19 protein-coding genes are annotated in these 17069 nt (G+C 60.6%); 16 read left to right on the top strand and 3 right to left on the bottom strand.

The window, feature by feature from the left end; all coding sequences use genetic code 11:
* Positions 1 to 75: 75 nt before the first annotated feature.
* The 3 genes from KSW38_RS00285 to KSW38_RS00275 all read left to right on the top strand — a co-directional run bounded on the left by KSW38_RS00285 (position 76) and on the right by KSW38_RS00275 (position 2138).
* A complete protein-coding gene (locus tag KSW38_RS00285) occupies positions 76 to 717 on the top strand; it encodes a bacterial proteasome activator family protein (RefSeq protein ID WP_216921311.1) in 642 nt (213 codons plus the stop codon).
* 8 nt (positions 718 to 725) lie between these two features.
* On the top strand, positions 726 to 1178 hold the full coding sequence (locus KSW38_RS00280) for a hypothetical protein (protein ID WP_216921308.1): 453 nt from the start codon (positions 726 to 728) through the stop codon (positions 1176 to 1178).
* 120 nt (positions 1179 to 1298) lie between these two features.
* Positions 1299 to 2138, top strand: coding sequence for an aldo/keto reductase (locus KSW38_RS00275; protein ID WP_216921305.1), 840 nt, complete (start codon positions 1299 to 1301; stop codon positions 2136 to 2138).
* Positions 2139 to 2273: 135 nt separating this feature from the next.
* Here KSW38_RS00275 and KSW38_RS00270 read toward each other — a convergent pair whose 3' ends face one another.
* Genes KSW38_RS00270 through KSW38_RS00260 form a run of 3 tightly spaced genes read right to left on the bottom strand, consistent with a single transcriptional unit; the run spans position 2274 to position 5635 of the window.
* Positions 2274 to 3698 (bottom strand): amidohydrolase family protein, encoded by a 1425-nt coding sequence (locus tag KSW38_RS00270; protein ID WP_216921301.1) that lies wholly within the window; start codon positions 3696 to 3698, stop codon positions 2274 to 2276.
* The gene (locus tag KSW38_RS00265; RefSeq protein ID WP_216921298.1) at positions 3691 to 4653 is read right to left on the bottom strand and encodes an acetamidase/formamidase family protein; all 963 of its coding nucleotides are present in this window, start codon (positions 4651 to 4653) and stop codon (positions 3691 to 3693) included. Before KSW38_RS00265 ends, KSW38_RS00270 begins: the two co-directional genes overlap by 8 nt.
* Before the next feature lie 13 nt (positions 4654 to 4666).
* Positions 4667 to 5635 (bottom strand): branched-chain amino acid transaminase, encoded by a 969-nt coding sequence (locus tag KSW38_RS00260; RefSeq protein WP_216921295.1) that lies wholly within the window; start codon positions 5633 to 5635, stop codon positions 4667 to 4669.
* A gap of 326 nt (positions 5636 to 5961) precedes the next feature.
* Between KSW38_RS00260 and KSW38_RS23600 the strand changes: the two genes are divergently transcribed.
* From KSW38_RS23600 to KSW38_RS00200, 13 genes are all read left to right on the top strand, one after another.
* On the top strand, positions 5962 to 6087 hold the full coding sequence (locus KSW38_RS23600) for a hypothetical protein (protein WP_256449671.1): 126 nt from the start codon (positions 5962 to 5964) through the stop codon (positions 6085 to 6087).
* Positions 6084 to 6971 carry an ABC transporter permease gene (locus tag KSW38_RS00255; RefSeq protein WP_216921294.1) on the top strand — a complete coding sequence of 296 codons (888 nt, stop codon included), beginning with the start codon at positions 6084 to 6086 and terminating at the stop codon, positions 6969 to 6971. The genes KSW38_RS23600 and KSW38_RS00255 overlap by 4 nt, the downstream gene beginning before the upstream one ends.
* A complete protein-coding gene (locus tag KSW38_RS00250) occupies positions 6968 to 7924 on the top strand; it encodes an ABC transporter ATP-binding protein (protein ID WP_216921293.1) in 957 nt (318 codons plus the stop codon). Before KSW38_RS00255 ends, KSW38_RS00250 begins: the two co-directional genes overlap by 4 nt.
* 2 nt (positions 7925 to 7926) lie before the next feature.
* Positions 7927 to 8730, top strand: a complete 804-nt coding sequence (locus tag KSW38_RS00245; RefSeq protein WP_216921292.1) for an ATP-binding cassette domain-containing protein — start codon at positions 7927 to 7929, stop codon at positions 8728 to 8730.
* Positions 8727 to 9800, top strand: coding sequence for an ABC transporter permease (locus KSW38_RS00240; RefSeq protein WP_216921291.1), 1074 nt, complete (start codon positions 8727 to 8729; stop codon positions 9798 to 9800). Before KSW38_RS00245 ends, KSW38_RS00240 begins: the two co-directional genes overlap by 4 nt.
* Before the next feature lie 56 nt (positions 9801 to 9856).
* Entirely contained in the window at positions 9857 to 10684 is an 828-nt protein-coding gene (locus KSW38_RS00235) for an MBL fold metallo-hydrolase (protein ID WP_216921290.1), read from the top strand.
* A 9-nt stretch (positions 10685 to 10693) separates the two neighbouring features.
* Positions 10694 to 11524, top strand: coding sequence for an MBL fold metallo-hydrolase (locus tag KSW38_RS00230; RefSeq protein ID WP_216921289.1), 831 nt, complete (start codon positions 10694 to 10696; stop codon positions 11522 to 11524).
* A gap of 27 nt (positions 11525 to 11551) precedes the next feature.
* Complete coding sequence (locus KSW38_RS00225) at positions 11552 to 13147, top strand: ABC transporter substrate-binding protein (RefSeq protein WP_216921288.1); 1596 nt, start codon at positions 11552 to 11554, stop codon at positions 13145 to 13147.
* Positions 13148 to 13224: 77 nt separating this feature from the next.
* Complete coding sequence (locus KSW38_RS00220) at positions 13225 to 13899, top strand: cysteine hydrolase family protein (RefSeq protein ID WP_216921287.1); 675 nt, start codon at positions 13225 to 13227, stop codon at positions 13897 to 13899.
* 33 nt (positions 13900 to 13932) lie between these two features.
* Complete coding sequence (locus KSW38_RS00215; protein ID WP_216921286.1) at positions 13933 to 14700, top strand: MBL fold metallo-hydrolase; 768 nt, start codon at positions 13933 to 13935, stop codon at positions 14698 to 14700.
* The gene (locus KSW38_RS00210; RefSeq protein WP_216921284.1) at positions 14697 to 15521 is read left to right on the top strand and encodes an MBL fold metallo-hydrolase; all 825 of its coding nucleotides are present in this window, start codon (positions 14697 to 14699) and stop codon (positions 15519 to 15521) included. The genes KSW38_RS00215 and KSW38_RS00210 overlap by 4 nt, the downstream gene beginning before the upstream one ends.
* A 138-nt stretch (positions 15522 to 15659) precedes the next feature.
* Positions 15660 to 16592 (top strand): polysaccharide deacetylase family protein, encoded by a 933-nt coding sequence (locus tag KSW38_RS00205; protein ID WP_216921282.1) that lies wholly within the window; start codon positions 15660 to 15662, stop codon positions 16590 to 16592.
* Between the two features lie 47 nt (positions 16593 to 16639).
* Positions 16640 to 17017, top strand: a complete 378-nt coding sequence (locus KSW38_RS00200) for a cupin domain-containing protein (RefSeq protein ID WP_216921280.1) — start codon at positions 16640 to 16642, stop codon at positions 17015 to 17017.
* Positions 17018 to 17069 lie beyond the last annotated feature (52 nt).

The raw sequence follows: 17069 nt of genomic DNA, 5'->3' as shown, positions 1-17069 counted from the left end.
TAGTTTCGCTACGAACGAAGTCCAAAATCCGGGCCTGGACCCAGGTTCCCGTGAACCGCATGAGAGTATGAACGGATGAGCGATCTGAACGACATTCAGCCCACGGATGAGGCTTCGGACGACACCCCCGTGGAGGGAACCACCTTGGACGAGGGCACCAGCACGCCCACAGAAGAGCATTCGGGCAATGCGCTACCTGTCAAGGATTCCAAACCCCGGGGCACGAACCTCCAGGAACTTGTTGACGAGCCAGCCAAGGTAATGAGGATCGGCACCATGATCCGCCAACTCCTTGAAGAGGTGAAGAGTGCACCGCTGGACGATGCTGCCCGGGGCCGGCTCGCAGAGATTCACGAGCGCTCCATCAAGGAACTCGAGGACGGACTAGCGCCGGAGCTCATCGAAGAGCTGGAACGCATCAGTCTTCCCTTCCCAGAGGAGAAGGCGCCATCGGATGCAGAGCTTCGCATCGCCCAAGCCCAGCTCGTCGGCTGGTTGGAGGGACTCTTCCACGGCATTCAGGCTGCTGTCGCGGCACAGCAGGCCGCAAAGGCACAGATGCAACTCCGTCAGCTTCCCCCAGGAACTGTCATTGCGCCCGGCATTGTCATCGGCGAAAACGGTCAACCCCAGCGGGCCGCCGCACCGGGTGCGCCCGGAGCAGCGGCCCAGGGCCGTCCCGAAGATCCGGACCATGGCCCGGGCCAGTACCTCTGAGCTTGACCGTGGGTTTCTTTGGGGCCGTCCGGCAAGGGCGGAAAGACGATCTTGAGCTGGGTAAGGGGCTGTGGCGCCGCGCCCACGATCGCTTTCACCGCGGATTGGACCGGTACCACCAAGTCCTTGAGGGTGTCGACGACGACCAGCTCTACAAGGAACTCGTGGAGATCGCGAATGAGCTGGCTGAGTTGTCTCCTCGTGTGAGAACCATCTGCGTGGAAGCCCAAAAGAGGGCGCCGAGCGATGGTCTGGACGTTCCTGGTTCTCTCGCGGGTGTCCACCGCGCACTGTCCAAGGCTGGGAATTCCTTGGCCACTACAGCAGAAGCAGCTGCCATGCTTCGGCTGGCCGTTGGACCCGTCCCTGTGGGCGCATTGTCCGTTAGGCGCCGTGCGGAGTCAGTCTTCGAGCAGGTTGCCGACGCCGAACGCCAACTGCAGGCTCCAGAGATCCAATAAAGGAAGCGTGCGCAACTACTGGCGCCCGCCTATATTGTGAGAGCGCAAATAGTTAAGCGGATAGCTGATCTCTGTAATATTTGGTGCCTCAGGCAACCCATTGCTGGCAGGATGGCAAACATGACTTCGTCACCAACACTTACTTTCAACGACGGCAACACCATCCCCCAGCTCGGCTACGGGGTGTGGCAAGTTGAAGACGATGTAGCCGAAAAAGTTGTGCGCCAAGCGTTCGAAGCGGGCTTCCGCCACATCGACACCGCAAAGATTTACGGTAACGAGTCTGGGGTGGGCCGCGCAATTGCTTCTTCTGGCCTTTCCGCCGAAGAAATCTTCATCACCACCAAGCTCTGGAACGCCGACCAAGGCTATGAGTCCACCCTTGCCGCGTTCGAAGAATCCATGGACCGCCTGGGCCTTGAGACCCTGGATCTCTACCTCATCCACTGGCAGCAGCCCAAGCAGGACAAGTTCGTGGACACCTGGAAGGCCCTGATCGAACTCAAGAAGCGCGGCCGGGTCAAGTCCATCGGTGTTTCCAACTTCACGGTTGAGGGACTGCAGCGCATCATCGATGAAACCGGAGTTGTTCCGGTTATCAACCAGGTGGAACTGCACCCGTTCTTCAACCAGGCGGAACTGCGCGCGTTCAACGCCTCCAAGGGCATCCTGACGCAGGCTTGGTCGCCGCTGGGCCAAGGTGGGGAGCTGTTGGAGAACGCCACGGTCGGCGAAATCGCAGCCAAGCATGGCGCCACCCCGGCCCAGGTTGTCATCGCATGGCACTTGGCCATCGGCAACGTGGTGATCCCCAAGTCGGTTACGGAATCCCGTATCCAAGAGAACTTCGCCGCCTTGGGCGTGAAGCTGGACGACGCCGACGTCGAGGCCATCAGTGGCTTGGACCGCGGTGCCGAAGGCCGCATCGGCCCGGACCCGGCAGTTTCCGACTTCGCCTAGTCGCGTGGCCTGACTTAGTCCCGAAGCCTAACTTAGGTGCCCCACACCCAAATGTCCTTTACTTGGGGTGGGGCACTCGCCGTTAACGCCCGACGGCGGTACTCGCCTGGTCGCGTGGGCACCTCAAATTCAGTCTCAGCAAGCCGGCCGGTTGAGCACGTCGCTGGATACTCGTTGTTTGAGCAGCGAACCGCCGGGGCCCATGAGCAGCTTCCGGTCCTTCACCATGATTGTTCCGCGAAGCACGGTCATGCTCGGCCACGCAGCGACTTTGTAGCCCTCCCAGGGTGTGTAGTCTGCCTCGTGAAGATCCGAGGCAGTAATTTTCCGCTCCGCACTGGTATCCAGTACTGCCAGGTCAGCGTCGCTGCCGATCGAGATGACGCCCTTCTGTGGATAAAGGCCAAGGATCTTCGCCGCATTCGCAGACGTTATATCGACGAAACGCGTCAGGTCCAGGCCACGCTTTGCCACGCCTTCGGTGTACGCCACGGCCATTCGCATTTCCACTCCGGCGTGACCACCGGTGGCGTCGAATATGGTCTTGCCACGCGTTTTCACGTCCAGATCGGTGCACACTCCATCGGTGGCCAAGGTGCTGAGCGAGCCATTGAGCAGCGATTCCCACATCGAGTCACGGTCATCCTCGGACTTCAGCGACGGGTACGTGTGGTAAATTGCGCCGTTCTTCTGCCGGTAGTCGTCGGCTGTGAAATAGGCGTAGTGCGGAAGGATCTCGCCGTATACAGCCTGGCCACGTCCGCGGGCCTCGCGGATGGCGTCGACGCCTTCGCGTGCACTGACGTGCATCAGATAGATGGGTGCACCTACGTGCTGGGCAAGGGTAATCGCGCGCTGAAAGGAGAGTTTCTCTGAGAGGTTGTTGTGTGCGTGATGCATGTATTCGATGCCGGTCTTGCCCTCGCGCTGCAACTTCTTGTAGGAGTACATGACGATGTCGTCGTCCTCGGCGTGCACGGCAAGCATCGCGCCGGCGGCAGCCGTTTGCTCCATCAACCCCCACATGTTGCCCAGGTCAGTTTTCTGTTTCGGGCGGGTGGGCGTCGTATTCGTCATCCACACCTTGTAGCTGCCATGCCCGCCTGCCACGGCGTCTGGAATCTGCTCCAAAACTTCGAAGGGGATTTCAGGTTCCTTGAACGTACCGTGGAGCGCGTAGTCCGTGTACGTGGATCCTGACCACTCGGCCGACTTCCGTGCGAACGACTCGGACAGCTCGTCACCGGGCTTCCAGTGTGCGAAATCAACAAGCGTGGTGGTCCCGCCGTAAATGGCGCCCTCGCTGACGCGGTCCGGTCCGAAGCACATGATGCCGCTCTCGGCAGCGGTTGGAAGGACGGAATTCGTGTGGACGTGGGGGTCCACGCCGCCGGGCACCACAAGCTGACCCTTAAGGTCCACCACCTCCCGGGCTTCGTCGGGTGCGCCCGCGCCCGGTGCGCGGAGCGAGACGATCTTGCCATCGGAAATACCGATATCCAGCTTGCTGGCACCGGAGGGCGTCACGACCAATCCGTTGGTCAGAAGGAGATCAAACATCTGAAACCTGCACATTCATAGTGTCGGAAGCATCAAGGGAGAAGGGTTCGACGCTGAAATAGCGCGAGGCCAGGGTTACTTTGGCTGAGACACGGGCATTGACGAGCTGCGAGACGGAAACGTCCGCGGCCGCGCTAAGGAGCATTGCAGTCCTCTCCCGCGACCATTTCCTGTCCGCCTGGAGCATCTCCAGCATGTCGTCCAACGCGAGCCTCGCAGCCTCGTCGAGCGTCTCGCCGTCGCCCATGGTGATGACTGAACCGCCGCTGAGGACCACTGGCCGCTTGATACCAGAGTCGGGACTGGTTTCGCGGGGGACAACCGTGCATGACAGCCGGACGCTGCCTTCCACTTCGACGGCGGTCAGCGAGCATTCGCCGTCGCCTTGGGCTGCGTGCAGGTCACCGGCGTACAGCATCGCTTCGGCCACTTGGGCAGATATGACGACGGCGGCACCAGCCGTCACGTCCTTGCAGTCCATGTTGCCTCCATGAATTCCCACGGTGCTGGAATTCGGGCCGGCACCGACAGGTGCCACACCAATCTTCCCCACCATGGGCCGGACGGGAATAGTGATCCCGTCGCTGAACACCACCTGATCCTCAACGATCTCCACCACGTGGCCGGCCCGGCCGAGGCCGCGTGTGAAGCCGCCTCGTCCTGGAAGGGTGACCATCGCTCCACGGTTGGCGATTCGGATTTCGTGGACGTCGACCCGAATGGCATCACCCGGACTCACGCCGCGGACGGCAACGGGGCCAGTGACGGGAATAGACAATTTCTCGTACTCACCTGTCTCTTCGAAGAGGCCTCCAGTGAGCAGGCTTCGTGCGTCCAGCCAGAAGTGCTCGCCCTGATTGACGGTGAGGAGGGGACGGGCGTTCGCGTCAAAGGACGGGGAAGCGTTCTCGTAGCCTATGCGGGGGACGGTGGGCAACGTTTGAATATTCTCCATTCGTGGCCTCCTCTCAGGACGGGTAGACGGGTGTAGCCCACCCCTGGTCTTCGGCAACGCGTCCTACGACGGCCTGCCGATAGAGTTCCTGAAGACTGCGGGTGATGTCCCCGGCCGTTCCCTGACCGATGGTGGTGCGGTCCACTGATGCAACGTGGTTGACCTCTGCAGCGCTGCCGCACACGAACACTTCTTCGGCGGAGTAGAGCTCGGTGCGGTCTATCGGGCGGATATCGACGTCGAGTCCTAGTTCGGTGCGCGCGAGATGCAGCACGCTGTCCCGTGTGATTCCCTCCAGGATGCTGTCTGTCACCGGGGGAGTGCACAGCTTTCCTTGGCGCACCATGAAGACGTTGTAACCGGCGCCTTCGGCGACGTGTCCGCTCTCCGTAAGCAGCAGGGCAGCGTCGTAGCCGTTCCGTTTGGCCTCCAACAACGCCAGCCGACCGTTTTGGTAGTTGGCAATCGACTTTATCCTCGGTGGCATGGACCGGTCGGACAACCGGGCCCAGCTGCTGATCTGGACATTCAAGCCAGTGCCCCCGAAATAGTTGCCCATGGGAATGGCTGCCATGAATACGGTGGAGGGGCCGGTGTCCTCCGGTTTGCCATCCTTGGAGTCAACAAACACCTGGGCCCGCATGTGGAGGTTGCCGCGCAGATCGTTGGCTCGGATGAGCCCCAACAATTGATCGCCGAGTTCACGCACGTCCTGCGGTCCATCGATCTCCACTACCCTCATGGAATCGATCAGCCGCTTCATGTGGTCCGCCACCCTGAAGGCATAAAGCTGTTGCTCGTCTTCGCTCCAGTACGCACGGAAACCCTCAAAAACTCCGACGCCATATTTCAGCGAGGTGCTCAGCACATGGAGGCGGGCGTCAGCGTAGTCGACGAGTTCGCCGTCGTGGAGCAAGTACTTCACGGGCTGACCGTGGGCAGACTGTTTGATGGCTACTGCTGATTCTTGAAAGTTCGACATAGTGGGTTTCGTTCCTCATCTGGTCTGTGGCTGCTGGACTCGACAGCACGCCAACTTCAACACAATCGGCTCTTGCTCACTATATTGAAGTCACTTCATCATGGTGTCAATGGGTTGCGGGGCCCCTATGACGCCCGTGCCGTCAGGCGGGAGGGCTCGCCGTCGGACCATAAAATGCGCGCGGACCCCATCGCGATCCCTGCAGAATCCACGATTTTCAGGAAAAGAGTGCAATTCGTCACACTTACAGCTACAGTCAAATTCAATAAAGTGATGAGACTTTGATATGAGGCACCTGCCCGACAAGGTCCGAACAGGAGCTGAACATGCAACAGCCACCGGTCCTGCATCAGGACGATCTTCAATACATTGCGAGTGGGTTCGATGCCACCATGACCACCTCCTACTTCGCTCCCAACAACACGGACAACTCCGCGAAGGAGGTCCCATGAGTATTCAAGGACTCCCGCGGACGTCGCCGGGCCTCCGCGTTGCGGGGTGGGCGCGCCGGGGCCAGACCCTTCTGATCAACCAATCCAGTGCGGTCCTGGTCGCCATTGCGGTGGCCATCATCGTTGGCCTGCCCCTCATGGCAATGTTCGCCCCGCTCCCGCATGATCCACTGCGTCCGGACACTGACGCGATCGCCATCGCACCCAATGGAACGCACTGGTTCGGCACAGATGGAAACGGGATGGACATTTTCTCCCGTACCATTGAGGCCGCCAAGCTGGACCTTCCCGTGGCCCTCGCAGCGACAGCGTTGTCGCTTGTGGTGGGCGTTCCGCTGGGATTGTTTGCCACGAGCGGCAGGTTGGGCGACGTTATTATGCGCATCATTGACGCCTTCGCGGCCTTGCCCATCATCGTGATCGCCGTCGTCGCCATTAAGCTCATGGGCGGCGGGGCCGCCGACGTCGTTCTCGCCATAGCGATCGTGGCAGCACCGCGTTTTGTTCGACTCTCGCGGGCGTCCGCCATGGCCCTTCGTTCGGCCCGCTACGTGGAGGCTGCGGCGGCGATTGGTTGCTCGCCCATCCGGATCGCCTTCAACCACATCTTCCGGAACGCGTATGGCGTGGTCCTGGTGCAGGCAACGCTTACCGCGGCCAACGCCCTTGGAACTATTGCGGCACTGAATTTCCTTGGAGTGGGCGTCAAGCCGCCCACCCCCACGTGGGGAGCCATGATCAATGACGGAGTGAGCATGCTTATCCGTGGTGAATGGTGGGCTGCAGCATTCCCGACGCTGGCAATGCTCCTGGCCATCGGTTCACTCAACGTGATCGCAGGGGCAATCGAAACCAAAATCGAGCGAGTGGAACGGGCGCGATGATGACAGGACTTCACGTACGGGACTTGGTGACCGAGTTCCACTCCCGCAGTGGCGTGACGCGTGCCCTGCACAGTATCTCCTTCGACGTCGGCGCCAACGAGATCGTCGGTGTGGTGGGCGAATCAGGATCGGGTAAGTCCACTGTGGTGCGCTCGGTCATTAAACTCCTCATGCCGCCTGGACGTGTCATGGAGGGCACTGCCGAATTCCACGGTGAGGATCTCATTCGCTTGCCGGAGCGGCAGATCCGTCGCGTCCGCGGCAAGGAGATCGGCTTCGTGGCGCAGAATCCCTTTAGCGCCTTGAACCCTGTACTGCGCATAGAAAAGCAGTTCGCGAATATAGCCAAGGCGCACGGAGTCAAAGTCGACGCCGGCTCGCGTGGCCGGGCGCTGGACCTGTTGGCTTCCTCCGGCGTCAACGATCCAGAACGCGTGATGCGCGGCTATGCCCACGAGCTCAGCGGCGGAATGGCCCAGCGTGTGGTCATCGCCATGGCTTTGTACCTGAACCCCCGTTTGGTAATCGCGGATGAACCGACGACGGCGCTGGACCTCACGGTGCAGCGCCAAGTGATGGACACATTGTCCAGGCTGACGAAAGAGAGCGGCCGTTCCATGCTCATTGTCACGCATGATCTTGGTGTCGTGGCTAACTACTGTGACCGCGTACTGGTGATGTACCAGGGCAGCATCGTTGAGCACGGGCCAGTATCCGAAGTGTTTGTCCGGCCGCAGGACCCCTACACTGTTTCGCTGCTTAATTCCGTAGTACAGCCGAAAGCCGGTCCGTCCGGGAAGGGACGCCCGGACGCAGCCGTTTCGGACACGGCCGTCTCGGACGCAGCCGTCCCGCGCGCTGCCGCATCACGCACAGTCGTTTCGGACACGAGCCAGCCAAAAGTGGCCGGTGTTACGCATCCTACTGAACTCTCCGAATCCAGGAGCATCTGATCATGCCCATCATTGAATTGAAGGACGTCAGGAAGACGTTCCGAAGCCCGCAGGGGCTGCCGGTGACGGCCGTTGATGGTGTCTCGCTCTCTGTGGAGCGCGGTGAGACCTTGGGGATTATTGGTGAAAGCGGCTCGGGCAAGTCCACACTTGGCCGTCTGATCCTCAGGCTCATTGAGGCAGATTCCGGCACAATCATGCTGGAAGGGGAGGACATCCGGCAATTGTCGAAAGCGCAGCTGCGGAAACGGCGCCGGCGCTGGCAGATTGTCTTCCAAGAGCCTTTCGCATCCCTGAATCCACGCCTGACTATCCGGCAGATCGTTGAGGAACCCCTCATTGTCGCGAAGACGTACGGTTCCCGGGCGGAACGGCTTAGCAAGGTAACGGCGACGCTGGAAGAAGTGGGCCTCTCCCGGGAGTTCCTGAACCGCAGGCCCGCAAACCTCAGCGGGGGCCAACAGCAAAGGGTGGGAATTGCCCGCTGCCTCGTCACGGATCCCACGCTGGTGGTCCTTGACGAGCCCACCTCGTCTCTTGACCTGACCATCAGGGCGTCCATCCTTCGCATGCTTGCAGAGCTTCAGCTTGCGAGGGGTTTGACCTACGTGTTCGTCTCACACGACATTGAGACGGTAAGGCACTTCTGTTCAAGCGTTGCAGTCATGCACCGCGGGAAATTCGTTGAAACGGGATCCACGGACGATGTCCTTTCCAATCCGCAACAGGCTTACACCCAGGCCCTGATGGCTGCGGCAATGCCACCCATTCCGTACACTCCAGGAGAAAGGGCGGCCACGGTATGATCCGCTACATTCTGTCCCGAATCGTCATTGCCTTCCTGCTTCTCCTGGGACTCATTACCTTGAGTTTTGGCTTGGTGTCCTTGCTTCCGGGAAACCCTGCAATTGCTCTCTTGGGCGAGTACGCCACGCCCACCGATATCGCCCGGATCAATGCTCAATTAGGACTGGATAAGCCGTTCTGGGAACGCTACCTGGATTACATCGGCCGCACTTTGAGCGGTGACCTCGGAAACTCGTTCTTCACGGGAAGCCCGGTATCAAGCGAGATCTGGACGCGGCTGCCCAACACCTTGGTCTACTTGGTGCCCGGGCTCCTCCTGGCGCTGCTCATTGGGATGGGGATGGGCACATGGGCGGCCTACCGATATGGGCGGGGCGCGGACAGGGCTTTCACGGCAGGTGTCTCGGTCCTCATGGCAATGCCCGAGTTTGTCCTGGCTCTCCTTCTCCTCTTCATTTTCTACCAACAACTCCATTTGGCCCCTGCGCCGCTGGGCATGCTGTCCAGCTCGGATATTCCACCGCCCAGGGTCACGGGATCACTTGCCTTGGATGCGGTGATAGCCGGACATTGGGGAACGATGCAATCCATCTTGAGCCGGGCTGTGCTCCCCATTATCACCATGGGCTTGTTCTTCGCGGCCCCGTTCGGAAAGACCGTTCGGACAGGCCTGCTCCAAGTGCTGAATTCACCCCAGATTGAATTTGCCAGGGCATGCGGACTGAGGCCCTTGCAAGTTTTCCGGTATGCGCTCAGTGATGTTCGCGGGGCTTTGATGACGTACATGGTCCTGCTGTTTGCCGCTGCACTCAGCGGCGCGGCCATCATCGAAAGCGTGTTCTCCTGGCCAGGGGTGGGCGGATGGTCGCTGGATGGCGTTCTCAAGGGCGATGTGCCCGTTATTCAGGGATTCGTCCTCATTATGGGTGCCACTAGCCTCTTGGGCTACGTGTTGCTGGATGCCCTCATCACGCTGATGGATCCGCGAACGCGCAACAACGTGATCCGTGGCGTGAAGCGTCCTTCCAAGCTGCGGCCTGTTGCAGAGCCGGTCGTGCAACAGGGTTGAGGCCCTCTCTGGAAGAAAATCCTTGACAAACCCTCGATATTCAATAGATTGAAGATATGTTCACTTCATTGCATGCAGACAAGTTGACGGTCCTCGGGGGGTCAATCCCGCTCGACGGCCGCGTAAGTTGGGTTCCGCAGGGTGCAACAGGATTCCAGCCCTCCAACGCCTACCTCTTGAGCGAGGGCTCCTCAAGACTCCTCATCGATTCCGGATTGGCTGTCCATCGGGAAGAGATCCTGGAGGACCTGGCAACGCTGATCGGCGAAGGCGGGGGAGTCTCCATCTTCTTCACCAGAAGCGAGATGGACTGCGTGTCCAACCTTGAGCCCATAGCGGGCAGGTTCGACATCGAGCGGCTGTTCACTGGAGGGGTCATCAATCCCTTCGACGCTTTCGATGACGTGAGCCGGCTGGCGCTCCGCGGCCGCCGTCACCAGATTGACGCGCAGCGGACGGAGGAAGGCGATTCGATGGCGCGGGCCGCCGAGATCGAGATAGGTCCTGGACGCGTACTCAGTGTCGAATCTCCCCTGCTGCGGCTCCTCCCCACCTTCTGGGGATGGGACGAGGAAACAGGCACATTGTTTACTTCGGACACTTTCACCCATGGCGTCATGGAGCGTCCCGACGGCCAGCGCGTCATCGACTCCACAGTCGAAGACACCACAACAGTGGAACAGGTGGCCGGCCACCTCTACGCGAAGTACGAGTGGATTCCGCGCTCCACATGTGGGCCCTTGAGGGAATGGCTCCAGGACAAGTTCGACTCCCTGGACCCCGAGATCGTGGCACCCTCCCGCGGTTGCGTCTTGAAGGGACGCGACGTCGTGCGGCGTCACCTGGATTTCATGCTCGACGCCCTTACCCCGCAGTTGGTTTAGGAGACCATCATGGAAGAACAACTCGTAGAAACTATGAGCAGCGACCTCCCTCGCAGCGTTGCGAAGGGCGTCACCTGGATGAGTTCCTGCCTGCCTTTCCACCTGGCCGACCGTGTGATCCACGGCCACAATTCCACGTACCTTGTCCAGGGCGGGCACTCGTCCATACTGGTGGACACCGGTAACCCCTCCAGTTGGCCCATCATTTCCCGCACGCTCGACGAATTGCTGGGTGGCGGCGAACTGACCTACGTTTTTCCCACGCACCCCGAGCTTCCACACACAGGAAATCTTCCGCGGCTTGTGGAGAAGTACCCAAGCATCCAAGTAGTGGGCGATATCCGGGACTACCATCTGTTCTACCCTCAGATCGTTCCCAACCTCCACGCAAAGGTGCCTGGAGACCGGATTGACCTGGGTGGTCAGGAGTTTGTTGTGGTGGAAGCCCTTATCCGGGACCTGCCAAACACTCAATGGGGGTTCGCTCCCGAAGCCGGCGTGCTTTTCACTGCCGATGGCTTCTGCTACATGCACCGCCCCGAGCTCGACGATGAAGACCCGGTACATCTCCCGGGCGAATGCGGACTCACCACCAGCGAACTTTCGGTGCCCATCGCCGTCGAGAATGCTGCGTTCTTCACCGGCAGCGCACTCTATTGGGCCCGCTTCGCCAACGACGCGGACGCAGTCTACGATCGCGTTCTTCATCTTATTGATGAAATTGGCGTTAAATCCGTGGCCCCAACCCACGGCAATTTCATCAGCAACATCCGCGACGTGGAGCCCATTATCAGGGCTGGCCACAAGCGGGCCTACCGCTACGAGACCGCACAGTCGTAGCTTCCCCCCAATAAACGGAGTCACACCATGAAAAGTCTGCGTTTGCTCACCGGGGGCGCTGCTGTCGCCCTCACCACGTCCCTTGTCGCCTGCGGCGGGTCCACCCCGCAGCCGGCAGCCAGCCAATCAATCGACAACGTTGTTGTTGCTGTTGGAGCCCTCCCGGACAGCCTGACGCCGGCGCCCTGGGGAGGCAGTGCCTCTCACGTCGTCCTCAGCGGCCTCGGTTCGCAATTACTCGAGTACAAATCCGCAGCCAGCGATGGCAAGACCTGCCCTGAGCCGTCCACGGAGGTTACCGGCCGCCTGGCCGAAAGCGCCCAGCCGAGCCCGGACGGGGCCGGCGTCGTGGTCAAACTCCGCAAACTCACCAGCCAGTTCGGCAACACTCTATCGGCCGAAGACGTCCGATGGAGTCTGGATATCGGCATGAAGCGGCAACCCGTCATGAAGGGCACGCTGAAGAGCAGCGGGTTCAATGTGGACGATCTGGTCAAGGTGATTGACGACCAGACCATCCAGTTGAACACCACTGGCCTGACGTCCTACACCGAAGAATCCCTGCAGAACAACCTGTTCTACATCCACGACAGCACCGAGGCGAAGAAGCACGCCACTGCTGACGATCCGACGGCGAATGCCTGGCTTTCGAAAAACCTCGCCGACTACAGCGGCTGGAAGCTCGAAGAATTCACGCCGGGCGCCTCGTTGACAGTGACGGCGGATCCCAAATGGGAGGGCACGCGTGGATCTGTGAAGCGTGTGGTCGTCAAAGCTGTCCAAAGTACCGCAACGCGCAGCCAGCTCGTGGAGACCGGCGAAGTGCAGGTGGCCAACGGCTTCGACTACGACCAGTACAAGTCCCTGGAAAAGGCCCCGGGCGTGACTGTCCTGAACTGCCCCAGCCAAACCCGCGACACCATGATGATCAATACCAAGACAGGTCCGCTGGCTGACCCCAAGGTTCGCCACGCCTTGTCCATGGCCATCGACCGTGAGGCTTTGGTGAAAGGTGCCTACGCTGGCTTCGGCGAACCGGCAGGATCCATCTTCCCCATGGTGGAAGATTCGGCCATCTATAAGTTCGACAAGGACCAGGCTAAGAAACTGCTGACGGAGGCCGGCTATGGTAATGGCTTCCCACTGACCCTGAGCTACAGCGCCACCCGTCCGGGTCCCGTGGCCGCAAAGTCTGCTGTCCTGATCCAGTCCATGCTCAAGGAGGTGGGCATTGACGTCCAGTTGCAGAACGTCGCCAGCTCCACCGACTTCTCCACGGCACTGATCGAAGGCCGTTACCAGGCAGTGTTGTACTCCGAGCCGATTGTGATCGCAGATCCTGCCTTCTACAGCTACGCGTTCTACGGAACCGGGGCCCCGAGCAACAGCACGGGATGGTCCAACCCGGAATTCGACAAGGCCCGCGCGGAACTCGCCGCGACGCCGGACAACCAGGCGGACAAGCGCACCGACCTTCTCAAGAAGATGGCCGGGCTGGTAGATGACGGCGCCGCGATCCTCTCGCTCGTTGAAACGAAGGGCGTGCTGGTCACCAAGACCGGGTTGTCGGGGGCAGTGCCCCTGACCAACGGCCAGATCTACTTCAACTCGCTCGGCCGCTAGCGTCCACGCAGCCTCACATGGTGCCGGCCGATCGTCGTCGAACCCGGCCGGCACCACCTCACAGAAGGAAGTCCCCCATGATTGAAATCTGCGGCAAGCAGGTCCGCGATACCCTTCAGGAATTGCTCGATCCGGCCACGACGGCCCTTGTGGTGATCGACATGCAGGAAGGCGCAGTGTATGCCGGTGGCGCAATTGGTGACTCCGGCCACGACCTCAGCATGATGCCGGCGGTCGCGAAGCGCTGCGGACGGGCCATCGAATCAGCCCGGAAGAATGGCGTGCCGATCTTCCACATCCGCGTGGAAAACCTGCCCGACGGCGCCAGCTCACCTCCCGCCTGGTTGCGGGCTTTGTACACGGCTGCCAATGGCCGGCCCATTGACCTGGGCAGGCTCAGCCTCAAGGGCGATCCGGCCACGGAGTTCTGCGCAGAGTGCCGGCCTGAGGAGGGGGAGGTAGTTATTACCAAGCGCCGGCCCAGCGCGTTTGTGGGCACTGAATTGGCGCTCCTCCTGCGCAGCCAGGGCATCGAATCCGTGGCACTCGTGGGAGTTTCAACCGGTGGATGCGTCGAGGCGACGCTGCGTGATGCCGTCCACAACGACTTCTATGCGGTCTTGCTGGAGGACGCAGTGGGCGCGTACGACACCGTGGTCCATGACGCCGCATTGACGGTGATGAAGGCCCGCCACGATGTCTGCAGCTTGGATGAGGCCATTGCGGTTTGGGACTCGGCCAAGGCCGCCTAGGCCATCCTCCGGGGACTGAGAGAGGAGAAGGCGTTGAAGTCACACACAGCCCAAGCGGCAGTCGTCGCCAACGACGCCCATAGCCTCATCGGTAGCCGCGTTCACCGTCTGGGAGCTGACATCCTCCTGGACGAGCATGTCAGTTGGTGTCCGCCTGGCGTGCACGTCACCCAGCCCGTCAATTGCTACCTCATCAAGGGAAGCAAAGGTTCAGTGCTGGTGGACACCGGCATCCGGCTTCACGAGGCGGAAATCATTCGGCAACTGGACGCCCTTCTTGAACCAGGCGAACGGCTCGCCGTCGTACTGACGCGAACGGAAATGGAATGCTGCCTGAACCTTCCGGCGATCGAGGCCCGGTTCGACGTCGAATCTGTCTGGTACACCGGCGGCATCACCGTGCCAAGGACCACAGCTGTCCCGCGGCGCATCATGGTCACCCCGGGGACATCACTTGATGTTGAGGTCATGGACGGCCTGACACTGCAGTTTGTCTCGCCCCTGATGCGGCTCCTGCCGACCTTGTGGATCTTCGACCCCGAATGTGGGGCACTGTTGACCTCGGATTCCTTCACCCACGGCTCTTATGGCGCGTCGAATGCCAGTGCAGGCCTCCATAAGTTCCGGTGGTTTGCCATGGCTGATACGCATGACATTGCGCGGGACGTTGAAGAAATCGTTGGCCGGCTACACGTCAATGCCATCGGGCCCAGCTATGGCGAGCCCATTGTTGGCCGAGCGGAATCCCTTGCTGCGGCCGAGGCCCTTGCCGCTGCGATCAGGAGGGTGGGCATTCAATGAGTTTCAATATTCCGGGCGGGGAGACCGCTACTGGCCGCGTCATTGGTGAAGGTGCATACTGGCTCGGCGGATGCCTGTCAGCCAGTGCCGAAGGCCAGGAAGTCCACTACCACGTGTCTTCCTACCTTGTGATCGGATCGAAAGCTTCCATTCTGGTGGACACGGGGGATCCGGCCCACCGGGGCACTGTGCTGGCACAGCTGGAGCGTGCTCTCGGAGGACGGACGCTCGACTACGTCTTCCCGACGCATCCGGAAATCCCGCACGCAGGAAACCTTCCGTTCCTTCTGGCCCGTTACCCGTCGGCAGTGGTAGTGGGTGACGTCCGCGATTATGCACTGCATTTTCCCGAGTATGCGGACCGCCTCATGGCCAAGGCTGCCGGAGAGTCTTTGGACTTGGGCGGCAGGGAATTCCGGTTCCTTCCGGCCTACATCCGGGACCTGGAGAATACGCTCTGGGGGTATGACTCCGGTGCCAGGATCATGTTCGTTTCCGACGGCTTCTCCTACATCCATGACATTCCGGCGCCGGATGAGGACGATGAGCCCGTGCATTTGCCAGGGCAGTGCCGGTTGCTCTCCAGTGAAATGCCGGCACCCCCTTCCGTCGAACAGGCGGCGTACGGGACGGGCCGTGCACTGTACTGGACCAAATTTGTCGACGTCAGCTTAGCCTTCCAGGCAATCGAAGACACTTTGGCGAGCCACCCGGCCCGGCTGATCGCCCCCGCGCATGGAAACGTCATTGACGACGTCGACAGCATGCTCAAGACGTCTCTGGCGGCGCACCGGAAAGTTTATGAAGGGTCACGATTGTAAAGTGAAGACTCATCAATATAATGAAAATGCATGCCGCGATTGCCAGAGAAACGTACTAGCCATTCCAGTGATCCGGGGTCAGCAGGAATCCGAGAAGGATGCTGCGATGGATGCCAACCAACAGCAAGGAGAGAGACAATGCGGGACCTGATTGGATATGGGGAGAACCCTCCTGTTGTCACTTGGCCGCATGGCGCCAAAGTGGCTGTCTCCTTGGTGTTGAACTATGAGGAAGGCGCCGAGAGCTCCATTGAGGCCGGTGACGAACTCGACGAGGATGTCTCGATCTTTGGCGGCTGGTCAGCCGACCCGTCGCGGCGGAGTCTCATGAAGGAGTCCTTCTTTGAGTACGGCAGCCGTGTAGGCATCTGGCGCTACCTTGGGATGCTCCGGGAATACAACCTGCAGGCCACGGTCATGGCTTGTGGAGCAGCACTGGAGCGGAATCCTGAGGCGGCCCGTGCGATTGTGCGGGACGGGCACGAGATCTGCGCCCACGGATACAAGTGGCGCGGAACCGTGGGAATGGAACCGGACGAAGAACGCAGGGAGATCCGCAAGTCCTTGGCCGCCGTCGAGGCAGTTTCCGGTGTGAGGCCGGTCGGCTGGTATGTGCGGGAAGGCATCACTGAGAACACGCGGACGATTCTGGCCGAGGAGGGCGTGCTCTACGACTCGAATTCCTACGCCGACGACCTTCCGTATTACGTCCAGGCGGGCTCGCACCCCCACTTGGTGGTGCCTTACTCCGGAGACACTAACGATGCTCGCTTCTGGGGTAACGGCAGCCTGGGTACCGGGGAAGACTTCTTCAACGTTTTGAAGGACACCCTCGATTGCCTTCTCATCGAAGGCGAGACGGTACCGAAAATGATGTCGGTAGGGCTGCATTTGCGCATCGGTGGGAGGCCCAGCGTTGCCCACGGAGTGCGCCGGTTCCTTGAATACGCCCTTGCCCAAACCGGCGTCTGGTTCGCTACGCGTGAGGAAATCGCGCGGTGGTGGAAGGAGCACCCGCCTGTACAGTCCGAAGGCATCAAGGCCCAAGCAGCATTCGAAGGTGCGGCGTGATGCGTCCGGGCGAGGCGGGCACAGCCCCAGTCAGACTTGATCGACTGGTGCACAACGTCCATGAGCAAGGCTTCACGGCCTTGGATAAGGTGGGGCTCAACGGACAGCGTGACCAAGGACTGGTCAGTACACTCATCTCCAGGGACCTTAGCGGGTCTGATGACCTCTGCGTCAGCTGGGGAAGGATCCTGCCGGGCCAACACCACTTGTGCCACCACCACCCGGACGCATCCGAGTTCTATGTGGTCCTGGGTGGAACGCCGATCGTCCACCTCGGAGACACCACATACCGGGCAAAACCAGGCGACGCTATCTACATCCCGCGTGGCACCACACACGGGATCACCAACGATGGCAAGGAGCACGTGGAGCTCATCGTCGGAGTCAGCAAACCTGCCGACTGGCAGTTCGTTCCGGACGAATAACTTCCCCTGCGCCCGGGTGCCCTGCGCTGTTCCATTTCCTCCATTCTCAGAA

This window comes from Paenarthrobacter aromaticivorans, assembly GCF_019038615.1.
Classification (GTDB): domain Bacteria; phylum Actinomycetota; class Actinomycetes; order Actinomycetales; family Micrococcaceae; genus Arthrobacter; species Arthrobacter aromaticivorans.
Note: the sequence above shows the minus strand (reverse complement) of the source record. Positions and strands in the feature narration are given on the sequence as shown.

Excerpts from the sequence above, each read along its gene's own strand:
- KSW38_RS00255 (WP_216921294.1), top strand. The coding sequence starts at position 6,084 with ATGAGTATTCAAGGACTCCCGCGGACGTCGCCGGGCCTCCGCGTTGCG.
- KSW38_RS00225 (WP_216921288.1), top strand. The coding sequence starts at position 11,552 with ATGAAAAGTCTGCGTTTGCTCACCGGGGGCGCTGCTGTCGCCCTCACC.
- KSW38_RS00275 (WP_216921305.1), top strand. The coding sequence starts at position 1,299 with ATGACTTCGTCACCAACACTTACTTTCAACGACGGCAACACCATCCCC.
- KSW38_RS00210 (WP_216921284.1), top strand. The coding sequence starts at position 14,697 with ATGAGTTTCAATATTCCGGGCGGGGAGACCGCTACTGGCCGCGTCATT.
- KSW38_RS00235 (WP_216921290.1), top strand. The coding sequence starts at position 9,857 with ATGTTCACTTCATTGCATGCAGACAAGTTGACGGTCCTCGGGGGGTCA.
- KSW38_RS00220 (WP_216921287.1), top strand. The coding sequence starts at position 13,225 with ATGATTGAAATCTGCGGCAAGCAGGTCCGCGATACCCTTCAGGAATTG.
- KSW38_RS00285 (WP_216921311.1), top strand. The coding sequence starts at position 76 with ATGAGCGATCTGAACGACATTCAGCCCACGGATGAGGCTTCGGACGAC.
- KSW38_RS00260 (WP_216921295.1), bottom strand. The coding sequence starts at position 5,635 with ATGTCGAACTTTCAAGAATCAGCAGTAGCCATCAAACAGTCTGCCCAC.
- KSW38_RS23600 (WP_256449671.1), top strand. The coding sequence starts at position 5,962 with ATGCAACAGCCACCGGTCCTGCATCAGGACGATCTTCAATACATTGCG.
- KSW38_RS00230 (WP_216921289.1), top strand. The coding sequence starts at position 10,694 with ATGGAAGAACAACTCGTAGAAACTATGAGCAGCGACCTCCCTCGCAGC.
- KSW38_RS00205 (WP_216921282.1), top strand. The coding sequence starts at position 15,660 with ATGCGGGACCTGATTGGATATGGGGAGAACCCTCCTGTTGTCACTTGG.
- KSW38_RS00240 (WP_216921291.1), top strand. The coding sequence starts at position 8,727 with ATGATCCGCTACATTCTGTCCCGAATCGTCATTGCCTTCCTGCTTCTC.
- KSW38_RS00245 (WP_216921292.1), top strand. The coding sequence starts at position 7,927 with ATGCCCATCATTGAATTGAAGGACGTCAGGAAGACGTTCCGAAGCCCG.
- KSW38_RS00270 (WP_216921301.1), bottom strand. The coding sequence starts at position 3,698 with ATGTTTGATCTCCTTCTGACCAACGGATTGGTCGTGACGCCCTCCGGT.
- KSW38_RS00265 (WP_216921298.1), bottom strand. The coding sequence starts at position 4,653 with ATGGAGAATATTCAAACGTTGCCCACCGTCCCCCGCATAGGCTACGAG.
- KSW38_RS00250 (WP_216921293.1), top strand. The coding sequence starts at position 6,968 with ATGATGACAGGACTTCACGTACGGGACTTGGTGACCGAGTTCCACTCC.